The sequence below is a fragment of the Methylocystis sp. IM3 genome, assembly GCF_038070105.1.
Lineage (GTDB): Bacteria > Pseudomonadota > Alphaproteobacteria > Rhizobiales > Beijerinckiaceae > Methylocystis.
The window spans coordinates 2,558,412-2,581,105 of sequence record NZ_JBBPBZ010000002.1 but is presented as its reverse complement, the minus strand read 5'-3'; the positions used below and the strand labels follow the sequence as shown (position 1 = coordinate 2,581,105).

The 22,694-nt window shown below is 67.7% G+C and carries 13 protein-coding genes; 11 read left to right on the top strand and 2 right to left on the bottom strand.

What is annotated here, in order from left to right; translation table 11 throughout:
- Window positions 1-4: 4 nt before the first annotated feature.
- Together WOC76_RS14535 and WOC76_RS14530 are read right to left on the bottom strand one after the other, a co-directional pair.
- A complete protein-coding gene (locus WOC76_RS14535; RefSeq protein ID WP_341105890.1) occupies window positions 5-5,827 on the bottom strand; it encodes an alpha-2-macroglobulin family protein in 5,823 nt (1,940 codons plus the stop codon).
- Between the two features lie 40 nt (window positions 5,828-5,867).
- Window positions 5,868-11,156 carry a hypothetical protein gene (locus WOC76_RS14530; RefSeq protein ID WP_341431465.1) on the bottom strand — a complete coding sequence of 1,763 codons (5,289 nt, stop codon included), beginning with the start codon at window positions 11,154-11,156 and terminating at the stop codon, window positions 5,868-5,870.
- 104 nt (window positions 11,157-11,260) lie between these two features.
- Here WOC76_RS14530 and WOC76_RS14525 point away from each other — a divergent pair, with 104 nt between their 5' ends.
- The 11 genes from WOC76_RS14525 (at window position 11,261) to WOC76_RS14475 (ending at window position 22,476) form a co-directional block, all read left to right on the top strand.
- Window positions 11,261-11,659, top strand: coding sequence for an SH3 domain-containing protein (locus WOC76_RS14525; RefSeq protein WP_341105893.1), 399 nt, complete (start codon window positions 11,261-11,263; stop codon window positions 11,657-11,659).
- A gap of 331 nt (window positions 11,660-11,990) precedes the next feature.
- Window positions 11,991-13,640 (top strand): cytochrome-c oxidase, cbb3-type subunit I, encoded by a 1,650-nt coding sequence (gene ccoN, locus WOC76_RS14520; RefSeq protein WP_341388811.1) that lies wholly within the window; start codon window positions 11,991-11,993, stop codon window positions 13,638-13,640.
- 13 nt (window positions 13,641-13,653) lie between these two features.
- Window positions 13,654-14,409: a cytochrome-c oxidase, cbb3-type subunit II gene (gene ccoO, locus WOC76_RS14515; protein WP_341108762.1), complete on the top strand. Its 756-nt coding sequence runs from the start codon at window positions 13,654-13,656 to the stop codon at window positions 14,407-14,409.
- A 4-nt stretch (window positions 14,410-14,413) separates the two neighbouring features.
- On the top strand, window positions 14,414-14,599 hold the full coding sequence (locus WOC76_RS14510) for a cbb3-type cytochrome c oxidase subunit 3 (protein ID WP_341105894.1): 186 nt from the start codon (window positions 14,414-14,416) through the stop codon (window positions 14,597-14,599).
- On the top strand, window positions 14,592-15,482 hold the full coding sequence (gene ccoP / locus WOC76_RS14505; protein WP_341105895.1) for a cytochrome-c oxidase, cbb3-type subunit III: 891 nt from the start codon (window positions 14,592-14,594) through the stop codon (window positions 15,480-15,482). Before WOC76_RS14510 ends, ccoP begins: the two co-directional genes overlap by 8 nt.
- A gap of 67 nt (window positions 15,483-15,549) precedes the next feature.
- Window positions 15,550-17,001, top strand: a complete 1,452-nt coding sequence (gene ccoG, locus WOC76_RS14500; protein WP_341105897.1) for a cytochrome c oxidase accessory protein CcoG — start codon at window positions 15,550-15,552, stop codon at window positions 16,999-17,001.
- A 23-nt stretch (window positions 17,002-17,024) separates the two neighbouring features.
- Entirely contained in the window at window positions 17,025-17,552 is a 528-nt protein-coding gene (locus tag WOC76_RS14495; protein WP_341105898.1) for a FixH family protein, read from the top strand.
- 21 nt (window positions 17,553-17,573) lie between these two features.
- Complete coding sequence (locus WOC76_RS14490; protein WP_341105900.1) at window positions 17,574-19,841, top strand: heavy metal translocating P-type ATPase; 2,268 nt, start codon at window positions 17,574-17,576, stop codon at window positions 19,839-19,841.
- Window positions 19,838-19,996 carry a cbb3-type cytochrome oxidase assembly protein CcoS gene (gene ccoS, locus WOC76_RS14485; protein WP_341105902.1) on the top strand — a complete coding sequence of 53 codons (159 nt, stop codon included), beginning with the start codon at window positions 19,838-19,840 and terminating at the stop codon, window positions 19,994-19,996. Before WOC76_RS14490 ends, ccoS begins: the two co-directional genes overlap by 4 nt.
- Window positions 19,993-21,078 (top strand): MFS transporter, encoded by a 1,086-nt coding sequence (locus tag WOC76_RS14480; RefSeq protein WP_341105903.1) that lies wholly within the window; start codon window positions 19,993-19,995, stop codon window positions 21,076-21,078. The genes ccoS and WOC76_RS14480 overlap by 4 nt, the downstream gene beginning before the upstream one ends.
- Window positions 21,079-21,114: 36 nt before the next feature.
- A complete protein-coding gene (locus WOC76_RS14475) occupies window positions 21,115-22,476 on the top strand; it encodes an MBL fold metallo-hydrolase (RefSeq protein ID WP_341105905.1) in 1,362 nt (453 codons plus the stop codon).
- The last annotated feature ends 218 nt before the right edge of the window (window positions 22,477-22,694 follow it).

Sequence of the window (22,694 nt, the reverse complement as noted above, 5' to 3'; positions counted from 1 at the left end):
CCTCTCATGGGGCCTTGGCGATCTCGACGCGGGCGCCCGCGCTCGCGCCGAGAAGGCCCTTCTTGTACATCGTCTCGACTGTCGCCGGCGGTTGCGTATAGGCGCCCGCCGTTTGCGCCTTGAGGCGGAAGGCGAAGCGGTAATTGCCCTTGGGCAGCGAGTCGTAGGCGAAGAGCACGCGGTCGTCGCCATAGGAGACCCATGTGGGCGCCAGCGTCGGCGCGCTCGACGGCTGCGCTTCGGCGGGCGCCGTGGCGATATTGGGATTCAAGGGCTCGTATCCCGCCGCGAGCGGCACGCTGATCGCCACATAGGTTCGATCTTCCGGATTCACGACTTCCGCCGTCTCCTCGATCACGTCGCCCTGCGTGACGTGTATCGCGCCGCTGGCGGCGTCGAGCTTCTCCGGCGTCGCGCCGCTTTTCACGCGCCAGCTCTGCCGCGTGACGACGAAGCCGGCGCTTATGGCTTCGGCGCTCGCGCCGGGCTCCGCCGGCATGTAGCGCGTCTCGACGAGCGCCACGAGCGGCGTGTTGGACGTGTTGGAGAGCGTCAGCGGCGCGTCGGTCTCGACGACGTGACGCGCCACCGGATTATTGGCGTCGATCGTCGCCGTTATCGGCGCGCCGCCTTGCACGAAGGCGACGCCGATCGGCGTCAGGGGGCGCCGCCATCCTTCGGCCAGCGCCTCGATCGCGCTGGCGTTGGCGTTCGTCGTGCCCCAGCCGTCGCCGTCGCCGAGCCGCAGCAGCGCGTCACGCAACACGGGCGCGCGCGGGTCGGCGGGCGCGGCGCGCGCGGCCGCGCGCAGCATTTCGGCGAGGTTGCGCGTCTCAGAGGGCAGGATCAGCTCGGAGGCGCTTTCGCCCGCCTGTCCCGCATAGACCTGCTTGCCGTTGCGGTTCGCGAATTTCACGCGGCCCCACATCGTCTCCATGAGCGAAGCGAGAATGCGCTGGTCGATGTCCGGCAGCCGCGCCGCCGCCGCCGCCAGTTCGGCGACGCTCTCATTGGGGAGAAAGTCCGCGCGCCGCGAGAATTCGGCGACGTAGGACTCGTCGAGCTTGCCGCCTTCCGCGAGCGCGGCGAGCGCCGCCGCGCGCTCGCGCATCTCTTCGCCGCCGAGGAGGCGCGGGTAATCCGAGCGCAGCGACAGGCGCAGGATATTGGCGAGGCGGTCGCGCAATGTCGCGTCGATCGGTTCGCCGGCGCGCTCGGCCTGCGCGAGAAAGGCGTAGGCCCAGGCGGTGAGCAGGACATTGCCCCGCGCGCGCGGCCAGAAGGCGACGAGGCCGTCGCCGTCAATCGATTGCTCGATCTGCTGCGCGGTGCTGCGCACGCTCGACGAAACGCGATCCTGAAGCCCGGCGGCGGAGAGGATGGGCGAGAAGCCTTTCAGCGCAAGGGCGGCGCGCGAGAGCGCGAGCCGCTGCTCCGTGCAGCCATAGGGGTAATCGACGAGCATGGTGAGCCCCGCGACGAGCTTCACGATCGCGGGATCGGCCGCCACGACGACATCGCGCGAGAAGGTCTTCGCGCGCATCGGCGCGCCGACGGCGGCAAGCGTCTTCGTCTCGCCGGGGGCGATCTCGACGATCTCGTAACGCGTCACAGGCGCGCGGTCGGGCTTGACGGGAAGATCGATCTCCACCGCGTCGCGGGCGTGATCGGCGTCGCGCTCGATGCGGAAACCGAGTTTCGCACTCTCCTCCAGCGCGGTCGGCGCCTCGGCGCGCAGATCGACGCGCACGGGGCGGTTCTGCGCCCAGTCGATTTTGCGGGCGGCCTCGCCCGCGAGTTTCAGTGCAGGCGCCGCAATCGACGCCTTGCCGGCGCCGCCCGGCCCCTCGACGATGCGCGCGACGAGGCCGATGTCGAAGGCATCGCCGGGGCGGATGAAGCGCGGCAAGGCGGGCTGCGCCACCAGTTCCTGACGGATGAGCATTTCCCCGCCCGCGGCGCCGAAGCGATCCGGCCCGCTCACCGCCTTGGCGCGCAGCTTGAAGACCGTGAGCGTGTCGGGCAACGTGAATTTGATCTTGGCGACGCCATCGGCGCCGACTTTCACGCTCGGCAGATAGATCGGCACGGGCGTGAAATTCTTGCGCACGGAGATGTTGTTTTCCGCGCCCCATTCCTGAAGCTCGCCGTCGCCGCCGGCGATCTCTTCGAGCGGGATGACGCCGAAGGCCATGTTGCGCGTGTCGCGCGCCGCCATTTTCGTCTCGCGCGCCACGATGAAATCGGGCAGCGGATCGAGCGGACGCTCTTTCGCGAGCGACAGCACCGCCTGATCGACGAGCCAGAATGTCGCGTCCCCCGCAAGCGGCTTGCCCATGTCGTCCGCGAGACGCAGCGTGACTTCCACCTCCTGGCCGGGGCGCGCCTTGGCGGGATGCTCCAGTTTCACGTTGACGATGTTCTTGACGGGCGTCACCTCGATCCATTTCGTCGCGGCGATGGTGACGGGCTTGCCCTGATCGAAATTGGCCGAAGGCTGCGGGGCGCTGTTTTCCAACCGCCCGCGCATGATGAGGAAGTGAACGGCGAGCTTCGGAAGCTGCTCCTTCTTAACGGTCAGCGGAAAGCGGCCGAAACCGTTGGCGATGTCGACGAAGCTGTAGTCATAGACGCCGTTCGGCTGCTCGACGATCGCAAGGGCGCGGGCCTTCTGGAAGGGCGACTGAATGACGAGCGTCGCCGTCTCGCCCGGCGCATATTTCTCCTTGTCCGTCGTGATGGTCGCGGAAGCCGCGGGCGGGCGGGCGAAAGTGACGGGCGTATCGCCGCCGACGAAAAAGTCGACGCTCACCTGCTGGCGGCGCTTGAGACGGTCATAGGCTTCGAGCTGCACGAGATAGACGCCGGCGCTTTTGGCTTCGAGGGCGATCTTCTGCGCCTCTCTGGCGCTCGTGATCTTCTGCTCGAAGATGGTCTCGTCCTGCGTCTGCGTGACATATTTCGCGGCGCCCTGCGCGAAGTCGCTCGCCTGAAGCGTAGAAATCCAGTTCCGCTTGATGAGGCGCAGCGTCATGTCGAGGCCGGCGATGGTCTCGCCCTTGCCGTCCACGGCGATGATTTCGGGCGTGACGGCGCCGGGCCGCTCGACATAGCGCGGCGTCTTCACGCCGAGCACGAAGGGGGGCAGAGCGATGACATTCTGCACATTGCGCACTTCGATCCCGTCGTCGCCGGTCACGGTCGCCTCGATGGAATAGCGGCGCGGCTGGGCGGTCGGCTCCACCGTGGCGTCGAAGGTCATGCGCGCGGCGCCGCCGGCGTCGGTGCGCTGGTCGCGCTCGAGAACGGCCGTCGATTTGAACTTGCCGTCGCCGGAGAAGCGCGCGTCGGTCGAGAAGAGGAAGCCCTCGCGGTTCGGCGGCGTGAAGACATGGGGAAACTGCGCCGCGCGCCATTTCACCGGACGATCCGCCGCGAGCCCGCCTGCAAAGTAGCGGGCGAGCAGATCGACGTCGAAGGTCCCGTCGAGCGCGACCGTCTGCGGCGCATTGAGCACGACCTCGAAGGTCGGCAGGCGATAGGCTTCCTTCTTGAAGGTGAATTGCCCGCAGGACGTATCCTGCGCGGCTTCAGCGCCTTCGCCCTCGGACGGTTCGGCGCCGTCGGTCTTTTCGGCTTTCTTCGCCTTCGGCGCGTCGGGCTCGAATTTCACCGAGTAGTCGCCGGTCGCGGGCGTCTGTGCGTCGAATTTGTGATAGAAGCCGCCCGCCGCGTCGAGCTTCACGGGGATGCGCCATTCCTGATTGTTCGGCCCTGTGACGACGAGCGCGCCGCCGGTTTTCGTGAGACTGAGCGCGCCGCCCCTGTAGCTTCTCACAAAGCCCTTGATATGGGCTGGCTCCTCAGGCCGGTAGATCGGCCGCTCGGAGAAGACGTGGCAAAGCGTGCGCGCCTTTTCTTCGCGCGGCGTATCGCTCTCGGAAACCCAGGAGAGCCACGGGGCCTCCGGCTTCGACCAGAGCTCCCGCGCATATTCGGACGGCGCGCTGTCCGGGTCGATGACGAGCGTATCGAGGCCCTTGCTGACGACGACGCGGCGCAATTCGCCGTCGCCGCGCTTGATTGGCGACCACGAAAAGAAGCCGCTTTCATCCGTCGTTCCGGTCGCGAGCGTGACGAATTTGTCGTCCTTCACGCCCTCGACGCGGATCTGCGCGCCGCCAACAGGCTGCGCCGTCGCAAGCGAGGTCAAGGCGAAGCGCACGCGCGTCGGCTCTTCGATGGCGGAAAGAGAGAGATCCGTAACCTGCACGCGCAGCCATTTGCGCTTCTCCTGATCGACCGGGCGCAGGCCGACGAGATAGGTTCCCGGCTGGTCGCGCCCACTCACGCGCGCGAAGTCCTCTTTCAGATCCACGCCGAATTTCGCGTCGGCGCCATTGCGTTTGATCGGCAGATCGACGAGGCGCGAGACGGCCGGCGACCCCAGCAATTTGATGCGCGCCTTGATCGCTTCGGCCTCGATATTGCCGCTCTCGCTCCAGCGGGCGGGTTCATTGCCCGGCAAGGGCGGCGCCTCGCCGTCGCTGGTTTCGACGCCCTGCTGCGGGAAGGGCCAGAAATCGCGCGCGAGCGGGTCGATGGCGTGGATGCGAATGTCGGCGCGGTCGTAGCCGCGTCCGCGCAGCGGGAGAAGCTGCGCGCCGTAACGCTCGACGAGGCCGTAGCCCGCGTCCCATTGCAAGGCGGGAATGTCGCGCGTGAAGGCGAAACGCTGCGAGAATGTCTCGGCGAGCGGACGGCCGCGATCGTCCTTGATCGAACCGGGCGCGATACGGACTTCATAGACCGTGTCGGAGAGGAATTTGCCGGCGATCCTGAGACGATCGCCGTCATTTTCGACAGCCATGTCGTCGACGGGCGGCGTGATGCGCAAGGCTTCGCGCGCCCGCAGAATGTCGAGCGTCTCGGGTCGCGCGTTGAAGGCGAGGGAGAGGCGGCGCTTATTCGTCGCGGCATAGGTCGACGCCGCGTCGCCGCCTTCTTCCGCGCCGCTCTCGGGCGCCGGGGAGAACCCATTGGCCGCGCAGCGCAGCACGCCGCCCTGATGCGTATCGTCCCAACCGCGTCCGCAACTCGCCTCCGTCACGGCGAAGGGCAGGGCGGTGCGGATGCGCAATTCATAGGTCTCGTCGTCGAGGCCCGGTTCGTCGGAAAGCTTCAGGCGTAAAATGACGACGCGCCCGTCGGCGATGCTGTCGCGCAGGCGCAGAACGTAAGTTTGTTCGTCGCCCCGCGCGCCGCGTTCGAGCGGGCGAATGTCGTAAGCCGAAGGGCTGAGAATCTGTCCGCCCTGCGACGAGACGCCGGGCGCCGGGCGCAGTTCGACCGTGACGAGACGTGCAAGCGCCGCCGCGTCGACAGGTTGCGCGAAAGTCAGCGCGATCTGCGTGAGGTCTTGCGCCGGGTCGGCGTCGGCCGCCGGATTGGTGGAGGAGGGCGTCGGCAGCAGCGTCACGAGCCGACGCTCGTCCGTTGCGCTTTTGACGCTCACGCGCTCGAGGGGCTTCCACGGTTCGGCCGGGCGGAATTGCAAGGCGCGCGGGCCGATCCAGCGCCAGTCGCCTGCCGGCTGCGGCGTGATCGTCGCATATTTCGCCGGCGCGTCTTCGGGGCCGCCCGCTTTCGGTCCGACGTCGCCGGGAAAGAAAATAGTGATCGGATCATAGGCCCGCAGGAAGCGATCCGGCGCGATGCGCGCGCCATCGGCGCGCTGGACGCGATCAAAGACCGGCGGCGCTTCGGCGCGCGAGGGCGGGGCGAATGAAAGGGCCGCGAAGAGGCACAGCAGCAGAGTCTTTTTCATCGCAGAAGCTTTCATCAAAAAAGGTCCGTCGGGGCAGACGTCATTTGCTCTTCTTCAGTCCGGCTTTTTCGAGAAGCTCGGCTACGACCTCCTCGGGCGGCGCGGCGGGCGGCGGCGAAAGCCCCACGATGGCCGCGCGGATGGTCGTCGCGCTCGTATCGGCCGGCGCGCGCGCTTCGAGGAAGTAACGGCCGGGCGCAAGTTTCACGACCTGACCGACGCCCTCGCCGAGCGTCTTGCCGCTGGCGTCCATCAGACGCGCGCTCACGCGGTCGGGCTCGGCGCGTATGCCGACGCCAATCTCGCCTGCGCGCTTCGTCTCGAAGGAGAAGAGCGCGCTGGCGCCGGGGGCGACGGCGATGGGATCGTTCACGCCCTCATGCGCCTCGATGACCGGTTGCGCTGTCATGTCGAGCGCGCCGCCGAGCGGGCCGTCATGCGGCGCGTAGAGATCGAGCGTCGCCTCGCCCGCCGCCATATAGTGGCGAAATTCGACGCCCGCCGGGAAGGCGAAGGTCTCGCGCCGGCCGTTCTGCGTGAAGGACAGAAGCGCCGGCGCGCCGCTCGATGCGCTGAGCATGACGGGCGTCCTCTGCCTGATGGAAAAGCGCGCGCTCGCGCCGTCGAGCGTCACGCGTTTGGGAAGCTCCAGCGCGCGCGCCGCGGCCTGCGGCCAGGGCGCGACGCCGCCGCGCTCGATCCAGGCGGCGACGAGGCCGGGCTTGTAATCGAGGACGACCTCGCCCGCGCCGTCGAGCGCAAGGTCGCGGCCGCGCCACACGCGCCCGCTGCGCGAGACGACGGCGGCGTCCGCGCCGATCACCACGAGGCGGTCGTTCGGCTGCGCGTCCAGGGGAAGCGAGAGCTGGCCGGCGGCGCCGAAGAAGCGTTTGAGAGCGGTCTTCGCATCGAGCCTCATGGCGGGATCGGGCGTGCGGGCGATCCGCGCGGGCAGGGGCGCCGCCGTCATGTTGACGAGAAGCACGCGGGCGCCCGCGCCGTGGATGACCCGCGAGACCGCCGCATCGTCGCCGAAGACGCCGGTCTTTCCGACAAAGGCCGCGAGGCCGCCGGCAAGATCGAGCGCGAGCGGCGCGTCGGAGGACGCCATGTCGACCGGCTGCGCGCTCATCGGCGGCACGAGCCCGGCGTAGCTGGCGCCGCCGTCGATCGGCGCGCGCGTCTCGACATCGATGGCCGAGAGCGCGGCGCGCATGGGGGCGGGGCCGCTGGCGTTCCACAATTGCGGCGCGGCCTCGCCGGAAAGCGCCAGCGCGACGCCCTCCGCAACGCCCTTGCCGGCGCCCGCGTCGATCGCCGGCTGCGCGAAGGTCGAGCGTGCGCGCCACAGCCGGGTCTTGCCGCGCGGGGCGGCGAGCGGGGGCAGAAAGGCGCGCTCGCCCTCGCCGAGATCGAGCGCGACCTCCTGACCGAGCCAGTCGAAGGCGGCGACATGCGCTTGCGCCTTGCAGTCGCGCGCCAGCAGCCAGAGCGTCGGGGCCTGAGGCGCCAGCACGCCGGAACGCGCCGGGCGCAGCAGCCGACCCGGAGCCGAGCCCGCCAGGACGCCGGGCGTCGCGGCGACATCGAGGAGCGCCGCGTTGGGCGCGTCGATCCGGGCGACGCAGACCTCGGGCGTGAGATCGCCAAGCGGGTCGAGGGCGACGTCCCCCGCGCCGCGCGCGCGCCGCGCCACCGTGCGCGCCGCCACTGTGACAGGCTCGCGCGCGCCGCCGAGCGGCCAAACGGTGACGCGCCAGGCGCTTTTGTCGCCCGCGGCCGGCCAGGCGGCGACGGGCGCAAGCCCACGCTCGACGCCGATGACGCGCCAGACGCCCTCGCCGTCGCGCCGTTCGATGGAGAGCGCGACCTCGCTCGCCGAACGCGCGGCGACAAGCGCGAGCGCGTCGCCGGAGATCGTCGGCAGCAGCAGGCGTTGCGCCTTGGCGCCGTCGAGAACCGTCTCGCCGGTCATGGCGAGCGCCGGGCCGTCCTGCTCGTCGAGAACCGAGAGACGGATCTCGACGCCGCTCTCGGTTTCAGTCTCTTGCGCGTCTTGGGCTTCTTGGCCCTCTTGAGCCTCTTGCCCTGTTTGAGCCTCTTGTCCTGTTTGAGCTTCCTGGGCGCCTTCGGGCGCCGCTTCGGTCTCGCCGGCCGCCGCTTCGTCCGTCTCTTCCTCGCCGTCCTGCGCGGCGTCTTCGCGTTCGGCGTTTTGCGCAGCGGGCTCGCGCGTCGCGGCGAGCGCCTCCAGCTCCAGCCGATAGGCGCCGGCGGGCAGGCGGCGGGCGAGGGCGACGTTCCAGTCGTTGGCGCGCGGCTCCAGCCGCTCGACCACCTCGCCCGAGGCGGTCTTCAGCGCGCCGATGGTCTCCTTGTCGCCGAAGCTCGAAAGATCGACGACGCTCTCCTGCGCGAGGGCGAAATCGAGACGCGCGGGCAGATCGACGCGCCGGGGCGCGCCCGGCTGCAATTGCGGCGAGGACAACGCGATCTCGTAATCCAGCCGGTCGTCATGGGCGAGGCTGCGCGCCTCGACGCGGTAGTCGCCGGCGGCAAGCCTTCCCTTGAAGGGGCGGTCGGTCACGACCTTGGCCACGCTCTCGCCGTCGCCCTTGAGAATGTCGCCGATCATGCCTTCGCCGATCGAGAGCGTCACATCCGAGTCGCCGGCGAGCGAAAAGCGCCAGACATCCGGGAGGCGCGGCGCGTCCTTTCCCTGCGGCTCGCGCCATAGCAGCTTCTGCGCCGTCTCGAAGGGCAGGGGATGCGGGCCGTGGCCTTCGAGCGCGGCGGGCGCAACGATGGGGGCGAGACGCGCGATCATGCGCGCCTCGACATCCTCGGGGCTCACGACCAGCCGATAGGCGCCAGGCTCGAGATGCAGGGTCTTGCGCCGGAAGGAGCCGGGCGGGGTCAGCGGCCAGCCGTCGGCGTCCTCGAGCCGCGCCCGCCAGTCCCGCCCGAGGCTCGCGAGCGTCAGGCGATAATCCCCGGCGCGGGAAATCTCCATGGGAACGACGGCGCCCTTGCCGGGCGCGAGCGTCGCGCGCGCTTCGCCGGCGTCGGCGATCCTGGCGGTCTGGGCGAGCGTCGCGGGCGCGACGGAGAGGCCGAGATGGCCGGCGGACTCTTTCGCCGTGACGGCGGCGCGATAGGCGCCGGCGCGCAGATAGGCGGTCACGAGGCCGTTGCTTCCCGGCCCGTTCGCCTCGCCCTCGCCGAGCTTCGGCGAGACGGCCGCGCCGACGCGCAGCGCCGTCTTGAGGCGGCCGAGCGTTTCGATGCGGTAAAGGCCGCCCTGCGCCACGTCGAAGGGCAGGCTTTTCGTCTCGTCGCGGGCGAGGTCGAAGAAAGCCGGCCGCCCCGCCGAGGCGCGCGGTCCCTTCGCGGGCCCCGCCGCCGTCTCGGAGGCCGAGGGCGCTGGCGGCTGATAGATCAGGCCGAGCGCGCGCGCCGTCTCGGGGGCGGCGATCTTGACCGTGACGAGGCGCTGGTCGTTCTCGACCTTCTCTTCCGCGACGCTGAGCGGGACGTCGGCGCCTCTGGCGTCGCGGGCGATGGCCTTGCCGTCCTTGGGCAGGCGCAACGGCAGCGAAATCTCCTGGCCCGCCGGCTGATGCAGGGCGAGCGGCCCCTGATCCAGCGCCGCCGGCAAAGCGACGACGCGCGGGCCCGTGAGAAGCCCCGGAGCCGTATTGGCGAGGATGAGATAGGAGCCGCCGCCTTCGAGGGTCTGCTGGCCGAAGGACAGGGAGGCGCGCGAGGGCAGGGCGGCCGGCGCGGAGACCGCGAGGCCGGGCGGGCCGATCGTGAGATCGACGACGCCGCCGCTGTCGCCAGAGGGCTCGAGCGTGAGAAGATAAAAGCCCGCGACGAGGTCGTAGCGATTGCCCTCCCGGCCGGCGCGCGGCGGCGCCAGCGAGCCCAGCGCCGGCTCGATCGAGGCGCGCAGCTTTACGCCTTTGGCGTCGATCGCGACCGGCCCGCCCTTCGTCGCCTCGAAGAGGAGAGACGTGGGTCCAGAGAGATTGAACTTGCCGCGCCAGGCCTTGCCGGCGCCGATGCGCGGCATGTCGGACGCGATCACGCGGGTGCGGCCGTCCGTCTCGATGCGGGCGAGGAGCGCGGTGGCGGGCGCTTCGTCTCCGCCTTCGCCCGCCACATCGACCGAGACGAGATGCGGCCCGGCGGCCTCGAAGGTCTCGCGGTTCGACTGGCGCAGCGCGCGCAGCGCATAAGTCTGGCCTTCATGGCCCGTGACGTCGAGGCGCGCAGGCGCGTCGCCGGCGAGGCGAAGCGTTGCGACGGGCGCACGGCTCGTCTTGCCGATCGCGGCCGTGTCCCGCGCCGCGCCCCTCCGCGCGTCGAGCCGCGCCGGCGCCTGCTCGGGAAGCTCCAGGCGGAAACTGTCGTAACTCGCGGGCGCCTCGTAGCGCGCCGCGCCGAAGGGCCCGATCACGCCTTCGGCCACGCCCGCGGCCAGAACGGCAGGCTCCGCAATATGTAACAGAAACGGCTCGCCGCTCGCGCCATCGGACCAGACGAGCTTCTCCCCGCCATAGGCGGTGACGACGTAACGACCGGGCGGGACCCTCCCTTCGAGCCGAAGCCTGTTCACGGATCGGCCGGGTTTGGTCTCGACGGTCGTGCGCTCGAAAGCGAGATCGACGAGCGCGCCGTCGGCGTCCCAGAGCCGCAGATCCTGGAGCGCGCGGCCGACGGCCTCCAGAAAGACGGGCGCTTCGTTCTTGATGTCCAGCGCGTAGGAGCGCTGCTGAAGATCGCCGAGTTCCGCGCGCGCGATCCCGTTTTGCGTGAGCGCGGGCCGCGCCGTCTCCGCCTCCGCGAAGGGCTCGACGCTGACGCTGGCCTTGCCGGTCGCGCCCTTCACCGCGCCAATGCGCAGCTTGTAAACGCCCTTGTCGAGCAGCGCGTCGATCCGCCCGTCGCGGAGCCCCGCCGCCCCGGCGGAGTCGAGCGGGCCGGCGATCATGTCCACGAGTTCGATGCGCGCGCCCGTCGGGCTTTTGACGCGGATCGAGTAGCGCCCCGGCGCGGGAATGGTCAGCAGCGCGGCGCCGTCGCGGTCGAGCGCCAGTTCCCTCGGCGAGATCGCAACGGCGACGCTCGGCCGCGAGTCTGCTGGCGGATGCTTCGCAAAGGACTGTGCTGGAAAAAGCAGCCACGCCGCGCCCGCGGCCAGGAGAGAGAAAGCAAGTCGCCGCATGAAGACACCATGACGAGGGCCAGCGCGCCAGCCGGACGTCGAGAATAGGACCGGCCCCTTGAAAGAGTCGAGGGCGCCGGACAGCCTGTTCCTCACCGCCATGGGCGTCTCCTTTCCAACGGTTTCAGACGCGAGCGTTTTCTTCTAGAGTGCGCGCCGCTTTTCAAAGTTGCGCTGGCGCACGTTCGGCGCGTGGGGGAATTCACATGCGGCGGTCCTTCCTGTTCGTGCCTGCTTTTTTTGCGCTGGTCTCATTTTCGGCCGCCGCCCTCGCCGATGTTTTGACGCTGCAGGCGCCTGTGGAGTTGCGGACGCGGCCGAGCGTCAAATGCCCGGTCACGGTCATTGCGCCGGCCGATACGGAGGTGACGGTGCTGGGCGAGGGGCGCGACTGGATACCCCTTGCGCTGAACGGACAGCGTTTCTTCGCGTCGCGCGCCGCGATGGTGAACGCCTCGCCCGCCGCCGCGCCGGGCCCCGACCCGACCTGCGATTACGGCTATCCCTATTCCGGCAGCGGTCTGTTCTTCGCGCGCCCGCTCGCGCAACTCCGCCACGGAGCTTTCGGATTCCTGCTCGGGACGCATCGATTCTATCCCTGCTGACAAGGGCCGCCGCACACGCCGGCCCCTGCGACATATGGGCGCGAAACAGCTTTTGCACTTGCGCCAACTTGTTGCAAAATTTTGCGACGACGCGCGTAAAGGCCGGTTTCGTCTAGGGTGATCCGCGTTCGGTTTATTTGATCTGTGACAATTGCGCGCACAGGCCGCCGCGCGCCCGATTTATTGATTCATGTCAAATGACTGTTACTGTTGCGCTGTACTATGGAGAGCGTCGATCAAAGCCGCGCTCGAGCGACTTTGTCCGTTTTTTCCGGCGCCAGCGAGACTCTTCGCTCTGCAAGAAAATGGAAACCTCCAGAGGACAGTGATCATGGAGCGTCCCCCTCTCATCGCGAAACAAATGACCTTCGGCGAGAGATCGCTGAGCGCGATCTTCGTCGCCCTTGCCATCGCGACGGGCTACATCGCGTCCAGGGCCTACACGCCGGCCTACGCCTTCCACGCGGCGCTCTTCTCGCTCGGATCGATCGGCGCCGTCGTCGCGATTCTGCTGCGTTATCGTGCGCGCGGGCCGCAGCTCGCGGCCGCCGTCATCGACGGGCGGCCGAATTACAATTACGGACCCATCAAATTCGCGTCGATCGCCTCGCTCTTCTGGGGCGTCGCGGGGTTCCTCGTCGGGCTGTATCTGGCGCTGGAGCTCGCGTTTCCGGCCTTCAATCTGGATCTGCCCTGGATCAACTTCGGGCGCCTGCGGCCGTTGCACACCTCGGCCGTGATTTTCGCCTTCGGCGGCAACGCGCTGCTCTCCACGTCCTTTTACGTGATGCAGCGAACGAGCCGGGCCCGCATCGCCGGCGATCTCGCGCCCTGGTTCGTGGTGCTCGGCTATAATTTCTTCATCATCATCGCCGGCACGGGCTATCTGCTCGGCGTCACGCGCGGGCATGAATACGCCGAGCCGGAATGGTATGCGATCCTCTGGCTCGTCGTCGTCTGGGTGACCTATCTGCTGGTTTATCTCGTCACCCTCGCGCGCCGCCAGGAGCCGCATATCTATGTGGCGAACTGGTTCTATCTCTCCTTCATCGTCACGATCGCCGTTCTGGTTCTCGGCAACAACGCCGAAATCCCGATCTCGATCTTCTCGCCGCACTCGGTCATCGTCTGGGCCGGCGTGCAGGATGCGCTGATCCAGTGGTGGTATGGCCACAACGCCGTCGGATTCTTCCTCACGACCGGCTTTCTGGGCATCATGTATTACTTCATCCCGAAGCGCACCGGGCGGCCGATCTATTCCTATCGACTGTCGATCGTGCACTTCTGGTCGCTGATCTTCCTCTACATCTGGGCCGGACCGCACCATCTGCTCTATACGGCGCTGCCCGACTGGGCGCAGACGCTCGGCATGGTGTTCTCGGTCATTCTGTGGATGCCCTCCTGGGGCGGCATGATCAACGGCCTGATGACGCTTTCCGGCGCCTGGGACAAGCTGCGCACCGATCCCGTGCTGCGCATGCTGGTCGTGTCGGTCGCCTTCTACGGCATGTCGACCTTCGAGGGGCCGCTCTTGTCGGTCAAGGCCGTGAACGCCCTGTCCCACTACACCGACTGGGGCATCGGCCATGTGCATTCGGGCGGTCTCGGCTGGGTGGCCTTCGTGTCCTTCGGCGCGCTCTACTGCCTCATTCCCTGGGTCTTCAACCGGCAGCTCTACTCGCTGAAGCTCGTCAACTGGCACTTCTGGATCTCGACGATCGGCATCGTCTTCTACATCACCTCGATGTGGGTCGCGGGCATCATGCAGGGCCTGATGTGGCGTGCCTACACGCCGCAGGGCTTCCTCGAATATTCCTTCGTGGAAACCACCGAGGCGCTGCATCCGGAGTATGTCATCCGCGCCATCGGCGGTGGGCTCTTCGTGATCGGCGCGCTGATCATGGTCTACAACATCTACAGGACGCTCGCGTCGCCCGCCGTCGAAAGCGCGCTCGCCCCGTCCCCCCTGCCTGCCGAGTGAGGAGCACGAAACCATGTCGCAATCCTCCCAACACGCGCCCGCCGGCGGCGGGCTCCAGAAGCTCTTCGAAACCAACTCCATCCTGCTCGTCGTCGGTATTCTGCTGCTCGTGGCGATCGGCGGAATCGTCGAGATCGTGCCGCTCTTCTATCTGAAGAACACGATCGAGAAGGTGGAGGGCGTTCGCCCCTATGCGCCGCTCGAACTCGCGGGCTACAATATCTACGTCCGCGAGGGCTGCTACACCTGTCATTCGCAGATGATCCGTCCTCTGCGCGACGAGGTGGAGCGTTACGGCCATTATTCGCTCGCCGCCGAGAGCATGTACGACCACCCCTTCCAGTGGGGCTCGAAGCGCAATGGCCCGGATCTCGCGCGCGTCGGCGGAAAATACTCCAACGACTGGCAGCGCGATCATCTGCGCAGCCCGCGGGCGGTGGTGCCGTCCTCGATCATGCCGGGTTATCCCTTCCTGGCGACGGCGCCGCTCAAGGCCGAGCATATCGCCGAGCAGATGCGGATGCTGCGCACTGTCGGCGTGCCCTACAGCGACGCGCAGATCGAGATGGCGCAGGCCGATCTCCTGGCGCAGAACGGCGGAGACTCCGCCGAGGCGGCGGAGATGCAGAAGCGCTATCCGAACGCCGTGCTCAACGACTCGTCCGACAAGGCCGGCGTGACGGAGGAGGACGCGCTCATCGCCTATCTCCAGCATCTCGGCGTCTCCGTGGATTTCAAACTTTACGACGACAAGGCCAATATCAGGTGACCGCATGAACGCCGCCACGGCCGAGGCCGTATCGACCTACGAAAACATGCGCGCCCTTGCGGCCTCATGGGGTCTGATCTTCTTCGGCTTCATCTTCATCAGCGTCGTCGCTTACGTCTTCTGGCCCTCGCGCCGGAAGCAGTTCGAGCGCAACGCACAAATTCCCCTTCGGGAGGACGACGATGTCTGAGGACACGTTTGGAAAAGACAAGGTCAGAATAGACGAGGTCAGCGGCACGCCGACCACAGGGCACGAGTGGGACGGCATCGAGGAGCTGAACACGCCGCTGCCGCGCTGGTGGGTCTGGACTTTCTGGATCACGGTGCTCTGGGGCGTCGGATATACGATCGTTTATCCCGCCTGGCCGACTTTCTCCGGCGGCACGCAGGGCGTCACGGCCTGGCATGCGCGCGATGAGGTGGCGAACCAACTCGCCGATCTGCAAACGCTGCGCGGGCCCGTGCTCGACAAGATCAAGGACGCGCCGCTCGACAAGATCGAGTCCGATCCGGAGCTTCTCGCCGCGGCGCGCACGGTCGGCAAGGTCGCCTTCGCGACCAATTGCGCCTCTTGCCACGGCGCGGGCGGGCAGGGCGCGAAGGGCTACGCCAATCTCAACGACGACGACTGGATCTGGGGCGGCAAGCTCGCCGACATCAAGCAGACGATCGAGCACGGCGTGCGCTGGGACGCCGACAAGGAGACGCATGTCTCGGCCATGCCGGCCTTCGGCCGTGACGGCCTGCTCACGCCGGAGCAGATTTCCGTCGTCGCCGACCATGTGCGCACCTATGCGGAAACGCCCGACTCCGACGCGCCGACGGCGGAGGGCGAGAAGCTCTACGCCGAGAATTGCGCGGCCTGTCACGGCGTCGACGGCAAGGGCAATCCGCAGCTCGGCGCGCCGGCCCTCTATGATCAGGTGTGGCTCTATGGCTCGGACAAGCCCTCGGTCGTCGCGCGGATCGTCAATGGCGGCGGCGCGGTGATGCCGGCCTGGAAGGGCAGGCTCGACGACACCACGATCAAGGCGCTCGCCGTTTATGTGCATTCGCTCGGCGGCGGTCAGTAAAGCAGCGGCTCAGGCGTTCTCCCTCTCCCGCGCAGGCGGGGGAGGGGCAGTTCGAAGAGGAACGACAATGTCCAGCGCGGACGCTCATCAGACGCTTTTGGACGAGCCTCTCGTCGAAGCGGCGCATCGCATCTACCCCAAGAAGGTCGATGGACATTTTCGCCGCATCAAATGGGGCATTCAGTTCGCGACGCTGGCGATTTATTACTTCCTGCCCTTCGTGCGCTGGCATCGCGGACCGGACGCGCCGAGCCAGGCCGTGCTCGTCGATTTCCCGCATCGGCGCTTCTATTTCTTCTTCATCGAAATCTGGCCGCAGGAAGTCTATTACGTCACGGGCCTGCTGATCCTCGCGGCCCTGGCGCTCTTCCTCATGAACGCCGTCGCGGGGCGCATCTGGTGCGGCTATATGTGTCCGCAGACGGTGTGGACCGATTTCTACATGTCGACCGAGCGCTGGATCGAGGGCGACGCCCGCGACCGCATGAAGCTCGACAACGGTCCCCTGACCTTCGAGAAAATCCGCAAGAAGATTTCCAAGCATTTCGTCTGGCTGCTGATCGCCTGGTGGACGGGCGGCGCCTGGGTGCTCTATTTCGCCGACGCGCCGACGCTCGTCTATGATCTCGCGACCTTCCAGCCCGGCGCGGGCGAGGCCTATCTCTGGATCGGCATCCTCACTTTCACGACCTATATTTTCGCCGGCTGGATGCGTGAGAAGCTTTGCCTGCACGCTTGCCCGTGGCCGCGCATTCAGGCCGCGCTTACCGACGAATATGCGCTGAACGTGACCTACCGCTACGATCGCGGCGAGCCGCGCATGTCGCTGAAACAGGCGAGCGTGGCGCGCGCGGAGCACAAGCCCTCCGGCGATTGCGTCGATTGCGGCCAGTGCGTCGCCGTCTGTCCGACGGGCGTCGATATTCGAAAGGGCGCGCAGCTCGGCTGCATCCAGTGCGGCCTCTGCATCGACGCCTGCGACAGCGTCATGGAGAAGATTCATCGCCCGACGCGGCTCATCGGCTACGACACGGAGATGAACATCAAGCGGCGCGAATGCGGCGAGCAGCCGATCTACAAGCCGCTGCGCGTGCGCACCATTCTCTACGCCGTGCTCATCATCGCCATCGGCGGCTTCATGTCGGCGACGCTCGCCACGCGCGGCGACATGCATGTCAGCGTGCTGCACGATCGCAATCCGCTCGCCGTGCGGCTCAAGGACGGCGGCGTGCGAAACGGCTATACTGTTCGCTTCTCGAACAAGAAGCCCGAGACGCGGCGCTTCACCCTCGCGGTCTCGGGCGTCGCGGGCGCGCAGACCGAAGTCGTGGGCGTCGCCCCGGACGCCAAGGGCAAGGTTGCGATCGAGGTCGGGCCGGATCAAACCCGCGAAGCGCGCGTTCTCGTCTCGACCCACGGCCCGGCCGCCGGCAAAGGGCAGACCCCCGTCGTCTTCACCGTGACGGACGCCGGCACTGGCGCCGTCCTGGAGACGAAGGACGTCTTCATCTCGCCGTGAGGTTTTCGACGATGAGCATGATCATGAGCAGAAAATCGCGCGACCCCGAGGGCTTCTCCGATTATGTCGCGGGCGGCAAGCCGCTGACGGGGCTCAGAGTGCTGGCGATGATCGTCGGCTTCTTCCTCTTCGTCTTCGCCGTCGACGGCATGATGATCTACAAAGCGGTGAAGACCTTCTCGGGCGAAGTCATCGCGCATCCCTATGAGCGGGGCCTCGCCTATAATCAGGAAATAGCGCAGGCGCGCGAACAGGCGGCGCTCGACTGGAAGGTCGATGTGCGTCTGTCGCGCCTCTCGCCGGGCGAGAGCGAAATCCGCGTGAGCGCCCGCGACGGAGGCGGCGCGGACGTGTCCGGCGTGGAGATGACCGCGCTCTTCGCCGCGCCCGCCAGCCTGTCGAAGGATGTGAGCGTGAAGCTCGCGCCCGTCGCACCCGGACGTTACGTCGGGAGGGCTGCGCTGCCCAGGGGTCAGCGCGATCTCGTCTTGACGGCCGCGCGCGGGGGGCAGGACATCTTTCGCTCGAAAAACCGGATCGACATAGAGTAAGGCGCCGCAAAGGGGGCTCGCATGACAGCCGCTTTCGATTACGAGGCTCTCGTCTCGCAGAGCGACGACGGTGCGCGACGGTTCGAGGCGGCGATCGACGGCATGACCTGCGCAGCCTGCATCGGCGAGATCGAGCAGGGGCTTTCCGATCTCCCCGGCCTCGAGCGGGCGCGCGTGAATTACACCAATCGCCGCCTGCTCCTCGAATGGCGCGACGGCTCTTTCGATCTTTCCGCCGCCTTCGAACGTCTGCGGCGCATGGGTTATACTCTGCATCCCTTCGAACTCGCCGAGAGCGAGCGCGCCGAGATCGAAACTTCACGCTGGCTGTTGCGCTGCCTCGCCATCGCCGGTTTCGCCGCGATGAACATCATGTTGCTGTCCGTCGGAATATGGGTGGGCGAGGGCGGCGGCGACATCGATCCGGCGACGCGCGATCTTTTCCATGGGGTCTCCGCGCTGATCGCCCTGCCGGCGGCGGCTTTTGCGGGGCAGCCGTTTTTCAAAAGCGCCTTCGCCGCGCTGCGCGCGGGGCGGCTCAATATGGACGTGCCGATTTCGCTCGGCGTGCTGCTCGCGCTCGCCATGTCGGTCCATGAAACCATCACACACGCCGAGCACGCCTATTTCGACAGCGCGATCATGCTGCTGACGTTCCTGCTGCTCGGCCGCTTCCTCGATCACGCCATGCGCCGCAAGACCCGCGCCGTCGCGGCCAATCTCGCCGCCTTGCGCGCGCCGCTCGCCTGCCGTCTCGGCCCCGACGGCGCCGAGACGCTCACCCCGCTCGCGAAGATCGAGCCCGGCGACCTCGTGCTGGCGCGCCCCGGCGAGCGGCTCCCGGTCGATGGCGTTATCGAGCGCGGCGCCTCAGAGCTCGATGAAAGCCTCATCACCGGCGAGACGAAGCGCCACGCCGTGGGGCCGGGCGATCAGGTTTACGCCGGCAGCATGAATTACCACGGCGCGCTCGTCATTCGCGTCGCGGCGGCGAGCGGCGCGACGCTGCTCGACGACATCGAGCGGCTGCTCGAAAAGGCGACCAGCGCCCGCTCGCGCTATGTGCGCCTCGCCGATCGCGTGTCGCGGCTTTACGCGCCCATGGTGCATGTGGCGGCGTTGTCGACCGCGCTGTTCTGGCTCTGGCGCGGCGCGAGCCTGCACGATGCGCTGGTGACGGCGATCTGCGTGCTCATCATCACCTGTCCCTGCGCGCTGGCGCTTGCCGTGCCGGCGGTGCAGGTGGTGGCGAGCGGGGCGCTGTTTCGCTCGGGCGTCTTGCTCAACAGCGCCGATGCGATCGAACGGCTCGCCGAAGCCGATACGGTCGTCTTCGACAAGACCGGCACGCTGACGACGCCGGAGCCGCGCCTCGTCAACGCCGCCCAATTCGACGCGGGCCTCGTCGATCTCGCCGCGCGGCTGGCGCGCGCGAGCAGCCATCCGCTGGCGCGCGCGGTCGCAGAGGAGCGTCCGGGCGCCGTGGCGCTGGAGGCGCGCGAGGCGCATGGGCAGGGCGTCTGCGCCATGGTCGACGGCGTCGAAGCGCGGCTCGGCGCGCCGCGCTTTTGCGGTCTGGAGGAAGAGGCGGCGCGGCTCGGGGCGCTCGACGCCGACGTGTCCATCGTCGCGTTCCGGCACGGCGCGGCGGCGGCGCTGTTCCAGATCCGGCAGACGTTGCGCAGCGACGCGGCCGAGACGATCTCCGCCTTGAAGGCGCGCGGCGTCGCCGTGGAAATCCTTTCGGGCGACCGCGTCGAAGCGGTGGAGAAGATTGCGCGCGCGCTCGATGTCGCGACCTTTGCCGGGGCGCTGAAGCCCGCCGACAAGGTCGCGCGGCTCGAGGCGTTGCGGGCGCAGGGGCGCAAGGCCATGATGGTCGGCGACGGGCTGAACGACGCGCCGGCCCTCGCCGCCGCTTATGTTTCCGTGTCGCCCATCGACGCCACGCAGATCACCCAGGCGGCCGCCGACGCCGTTTTTCTGGGCGAGCGTCTCGCGCCCGTTCTCGCAATGCTCGATCTCGCCCGCAGGGCGCGCGGCCTGATGCGGCAGAATCTGGCGCTGTCGGTGGGCTATAACGTCTTCGCCGTTCCGCTGGCGATGGCGGGGATGTTGACGCCGCTGATTGCGGCGGCGGCGATGTCGGGCTCGTCGATCCTCGTGACGCTGAATGCGCTGCGCGCCGGACGCGGCGCAACGCTCGCGAACTCGGACCAGACCGCGCCGGAGGCCAGCGGGGCCGTGGACAGCCTGTCGCCTCGCTCCGTCATGGGGCCGGCCGAATGACGGTGCTGCTGTTTCTCATTCCGCTCGCATTGGCGTTGGGCCTCGTGGCCCTCATCGCCTTCATGTGGTCGCTGCGAAGCGGGCAGTTCGACGATCTCGACGGTGCGGCGCATCGCGTGCTGATGGACGACGACGTGGACGAGGAGAAAGAATGAGCGTCGAGGAAGAGGCGACGATGCGCGTCGGTGCGCTCCACTGCGCCTGTCCGGCCGCGATGCAGCGCGCGAATGTGACCGACAATCGCGGGACGCTCGCGCTCGGCTTCGCGCTCGCGGTGCTGGCGCAGGCGCTGGTTCTCACCGTCCTGCCGGAGCAAAGCCGGCTGATGGCGCCGAGCGTCGAACGCATCGGCTGGCCCTTCGCGCTGCTGCTCGTCGGCGCGGCGGTCGCGAGCTTTCCGGCGGCGCTGCTCGTCGATTCCTTCGGGCGGCGCGCGGCCTTCGGGCTCGGCGCCAGTCTCGGCGCAGCGGGCGGCGCGCTCTCGGCCTTCGCCGTCGCCAAGGGCAATTTCTTCGGCCTGTGTCTCGGCGCTTTCTGGCTCGGTCTGGCGCAGGGCTTCGCCCTGTTTTACCGCCATATCGCCGCGCAGGGGTCGGCGCGGGGCGGGCTCGTCGTGCTGGCCGGCGGCGGCGGCGCGGCGCTCGCGGCGCCGCTCTTCCTTTCCGTCGCGCCGGGCCCCGGCGCGACGCTGCTCATGGCGGCCGGCCTCCATGTGCTGGCGCTCGGCCTGTCGGTGCGCATGCCTCACGCCGTCGCGACGACGGTCCCGGTCCCGGTTCCAGCCCCGGCGTCGTCGCGGGTGACGCGGGGCTTCGCGCTGGCGACCCTCGTCGGCGCGGCGGCCTGGTTCATCATGTCGGCAGGCATGTTGCACGGGCCGCTCACCCTCGCCGTCTGCGCGGCGGGACCCGCCTTCATCGGCGGCGCAATGGGCTGGCATCTGTTCTCGATGTATGGCCCGGCCGCGCTCGCCGCGTCGCTCCCCGGCCTCTTTCCGCCTGTCCCGGCGCTCGCCGTCGGTCTCGCCGTCATGCTTCTCGGGGCGAGCGCGGTTTTTCTCGGTCTCTCGATTGCGAGCGTGACGGTCGGCTTGATCGCCATCGGCCTCGGCTGGGGCGCGGTCAACGTCGCGGCGCTGCGGCTCCTGCATGAAGATGCGCGCCCGTCGCGCCTGGCGCTCGCGCTGCACGATGTTATTCTGCTCGGCGCGGCGGCGGCGGGCGCGCTGGTTTTCTGATATCGCCGCTTTTATGTTTCCGGCGAGACTTCAATCGTGCAAATCCACTTTCTCGGCGCGGCGGGAACCGTTACCGGCTCCAGATATCTTCTGGAGAGCAAGGACACGCGCATTCTCGTCGATTGTGGCCTGTTCCAGGGCCTGAAAAATCTTCGCCTGCGCAACTGGGCGCCTTTTCCGGTCAAGCCGAAAGGCATCTCGGCTGTGCTGCTCACTCATGCGCATCTCGACCATTCGGGCTATCTGCCGGCCTTGGTTCGCGACGGCTTCGACGGTCCCGTCTATTGTTCCAAGGCCACGCGCGAACTGTGCAAGATCCTGCTCGCCGACAGCGCGCGGCTTCAGGAGCAGGACGCGGAATACGCCAACCGGCGCGGCTTCTCGAAACATCATCCCGCCCTGCCGCTCTATGACTCGCAGGACGCACGGCGCGCGATACGGGCCTTCTCCTCGCTCTCCTTCGGCGACAGTCACGAACTCCGGGAAGGGCCGGTCATCCGGCTGCATCGCGCCGGGCACATCCTTGGCGCCGCCTCGCTCGAGGTGAACTGGAAAGGCCGGCGGATCGTTTTCTCCGGCGATCTCGGCCGATATGACGATCCGCTCAACGTCGATCCCGAGCCGATCGACGGCGCGCATTATATCGTGGTCGAATCGACCTATGGCGACCGGTTGCACGACCCGCGCGATCCCAAGGACGCGATCGCGCGCGTGATCGAAAGGACGATCCAGCGCGGCGGCACGGTCATCATTCCGGCCTTCGCTGTCGGACGCGCGCAACTGCTGCTTTATTATCTCGAGCAGCTGAAAGCCTCGGGCCGCCTCGCCGATGTCCCCGTTTATCTCAACAGCCCCATGGCGGCCGAGGCGAGCGAGTTGTTCCTGCGCCATCGCGACGACCAGAAGCTTTCCGACGACGAGCGCCGGCGCGCCTGCGCGGTGGCGAAATATGTTGACACTGTGGAGGGGTCGAAGGCGCTCAACGAGGACGAGACGCCCAAGGTGATCATCTCGGCGAGCGGCATGGCGACCGGCGGCCGGGTGCTGCATCATTTGAAGAAATTTGCGCCCGATCCCCGCAATACGATTCTGTTCTCGGGGTTTCAGGCGGCGGGAACGCGCGGCGCGGCGCTGGTCTCTGGCGCGCAGACGATCAAGATCCATGGCGAATATGTGCAGGTGCGCGCCGAGGTCGAAAATCTCACCATGCTCTCGGCGCACGCCGACGCCGACGGAATCATGCGCTGGCTGCGCAATTTCAAGCAGACGCCCCGCATGACTTTCGTGACGCACGGCGAACCGACCGCCGCCGACACGCTACGGCGGCGGATACAGGACGAACTCGGCTGGCCGACAAAAGCGCCTGATCTTGCTGGGGTTGCCGAGACGCTTGCCTGATCCGGCGAAAGCCGGTTGAAGCAGTCGATGCAAGGCCGGCCCGCGCAGGCTGATGTAGATGGCCAAAAATCCACCATCGTGAAAAATTAAACGAAGAAACCGTTGTATGGAAAGCCGCACGCGTCCCTGCGCGGGGCCAGCCAAATCATTTCACGAGTGGGTCGGATGTCTAAACCTCTAAGAAATAAAAGACTCAACGTCGCCCTGGCATTGGCGAC

What these genes read in the sequence shown, in the direction of transcription:
- WOC76_RS14530 (WP_341431465.1), bottom strand. Translation starts at nt 11,156, where the DNA reads ATGGCGGTGAGGAACAGGCTGTCCGGCGCCCTCGACTCTTTCAAGGGG.
- ccoP (WP_341105895.1), top strand. Translation starts at nt 14,592, where the DNA reads ATGTCTGAGGACACGTTTGGAAAAGACAAGGTCAGAATAGACGAGGTC.
- WOC76_RS14510 (WP_341105894.1), top strand. Translation starts at nt 14,414, where the DNA reads ATGAACGCCGCCACGGCCGAGGCCGTATCGACCTACGAAAACATGCGC.
- ccoO (WP_341108762.1), top strand. Translation starts at nt 13,654, where the DNA reads ATGTCGCAATCCTCCCAACACGCGCCCGCCGGCGGCGGGCTCCAGAAG.
- WOC76_RS14535 (WP_341105890.1), bottom strand. Translation starts at nt 5,827, where the DNA reads ATGAAAAAGACTCTGCTGCTGTGCCTCTTCGCGGCCCTTTCATTCGCC.
- ccoG (WP_341105897.1), top strand. Translation starts at nt 15,550, where the DNA reads ATGTCCAGCGCGGACGCTCATCAGACGCTTTTGGACGAGCCTCTCGTC.
- WOC76_RS14525 (WP_341105893.1), top strand. Translation starts at nt 11,261, where the DNA reads ATGCGGCGGTCCTTCCTGTTCGTGCCTGCTTTTTTTGCGCTGGTCTCA.
- WOC76_RS14480 (WP_341105903.1), top strand. Translation starts at nt 19,993, where the DNA reads ATGAGCGTCGAGGAAGAGGCGACGATGCGCGTCGGTGCGCTCCACTGC.
- WOC76_RS14495 (WP_341105898.1), top strand. Translation starts at nt 17,025, where the DNA reads ATGAGCAGAAAATCGCGCGACCCCGAGGGCTTCTCCGATTATGTCGCG.
- WOC76_RS14490 (WP_341105900.1), top strand. Translation starts at nt 17,574, where the DNA reads ATGACAGCCGCTTTCGATTACGAGGCTCTCGTCTCGCAGAGCGACGAC.
- ccoN (WP_341388811.1), top strand. Translation starts at nt 11,991, where the DNA reads ATGGAGCGTCCCCCTCTCATCGCGAAACAAATGACCTTCGGCGAGAGA.
- ccoS (WP_341105902.1), top strand. Translation starts at nt 19,838, where the DNA reads ATGACGGTGCTGCTGTTTCTCATTCCGCTCGCATTGGCGTTGGGCCTC.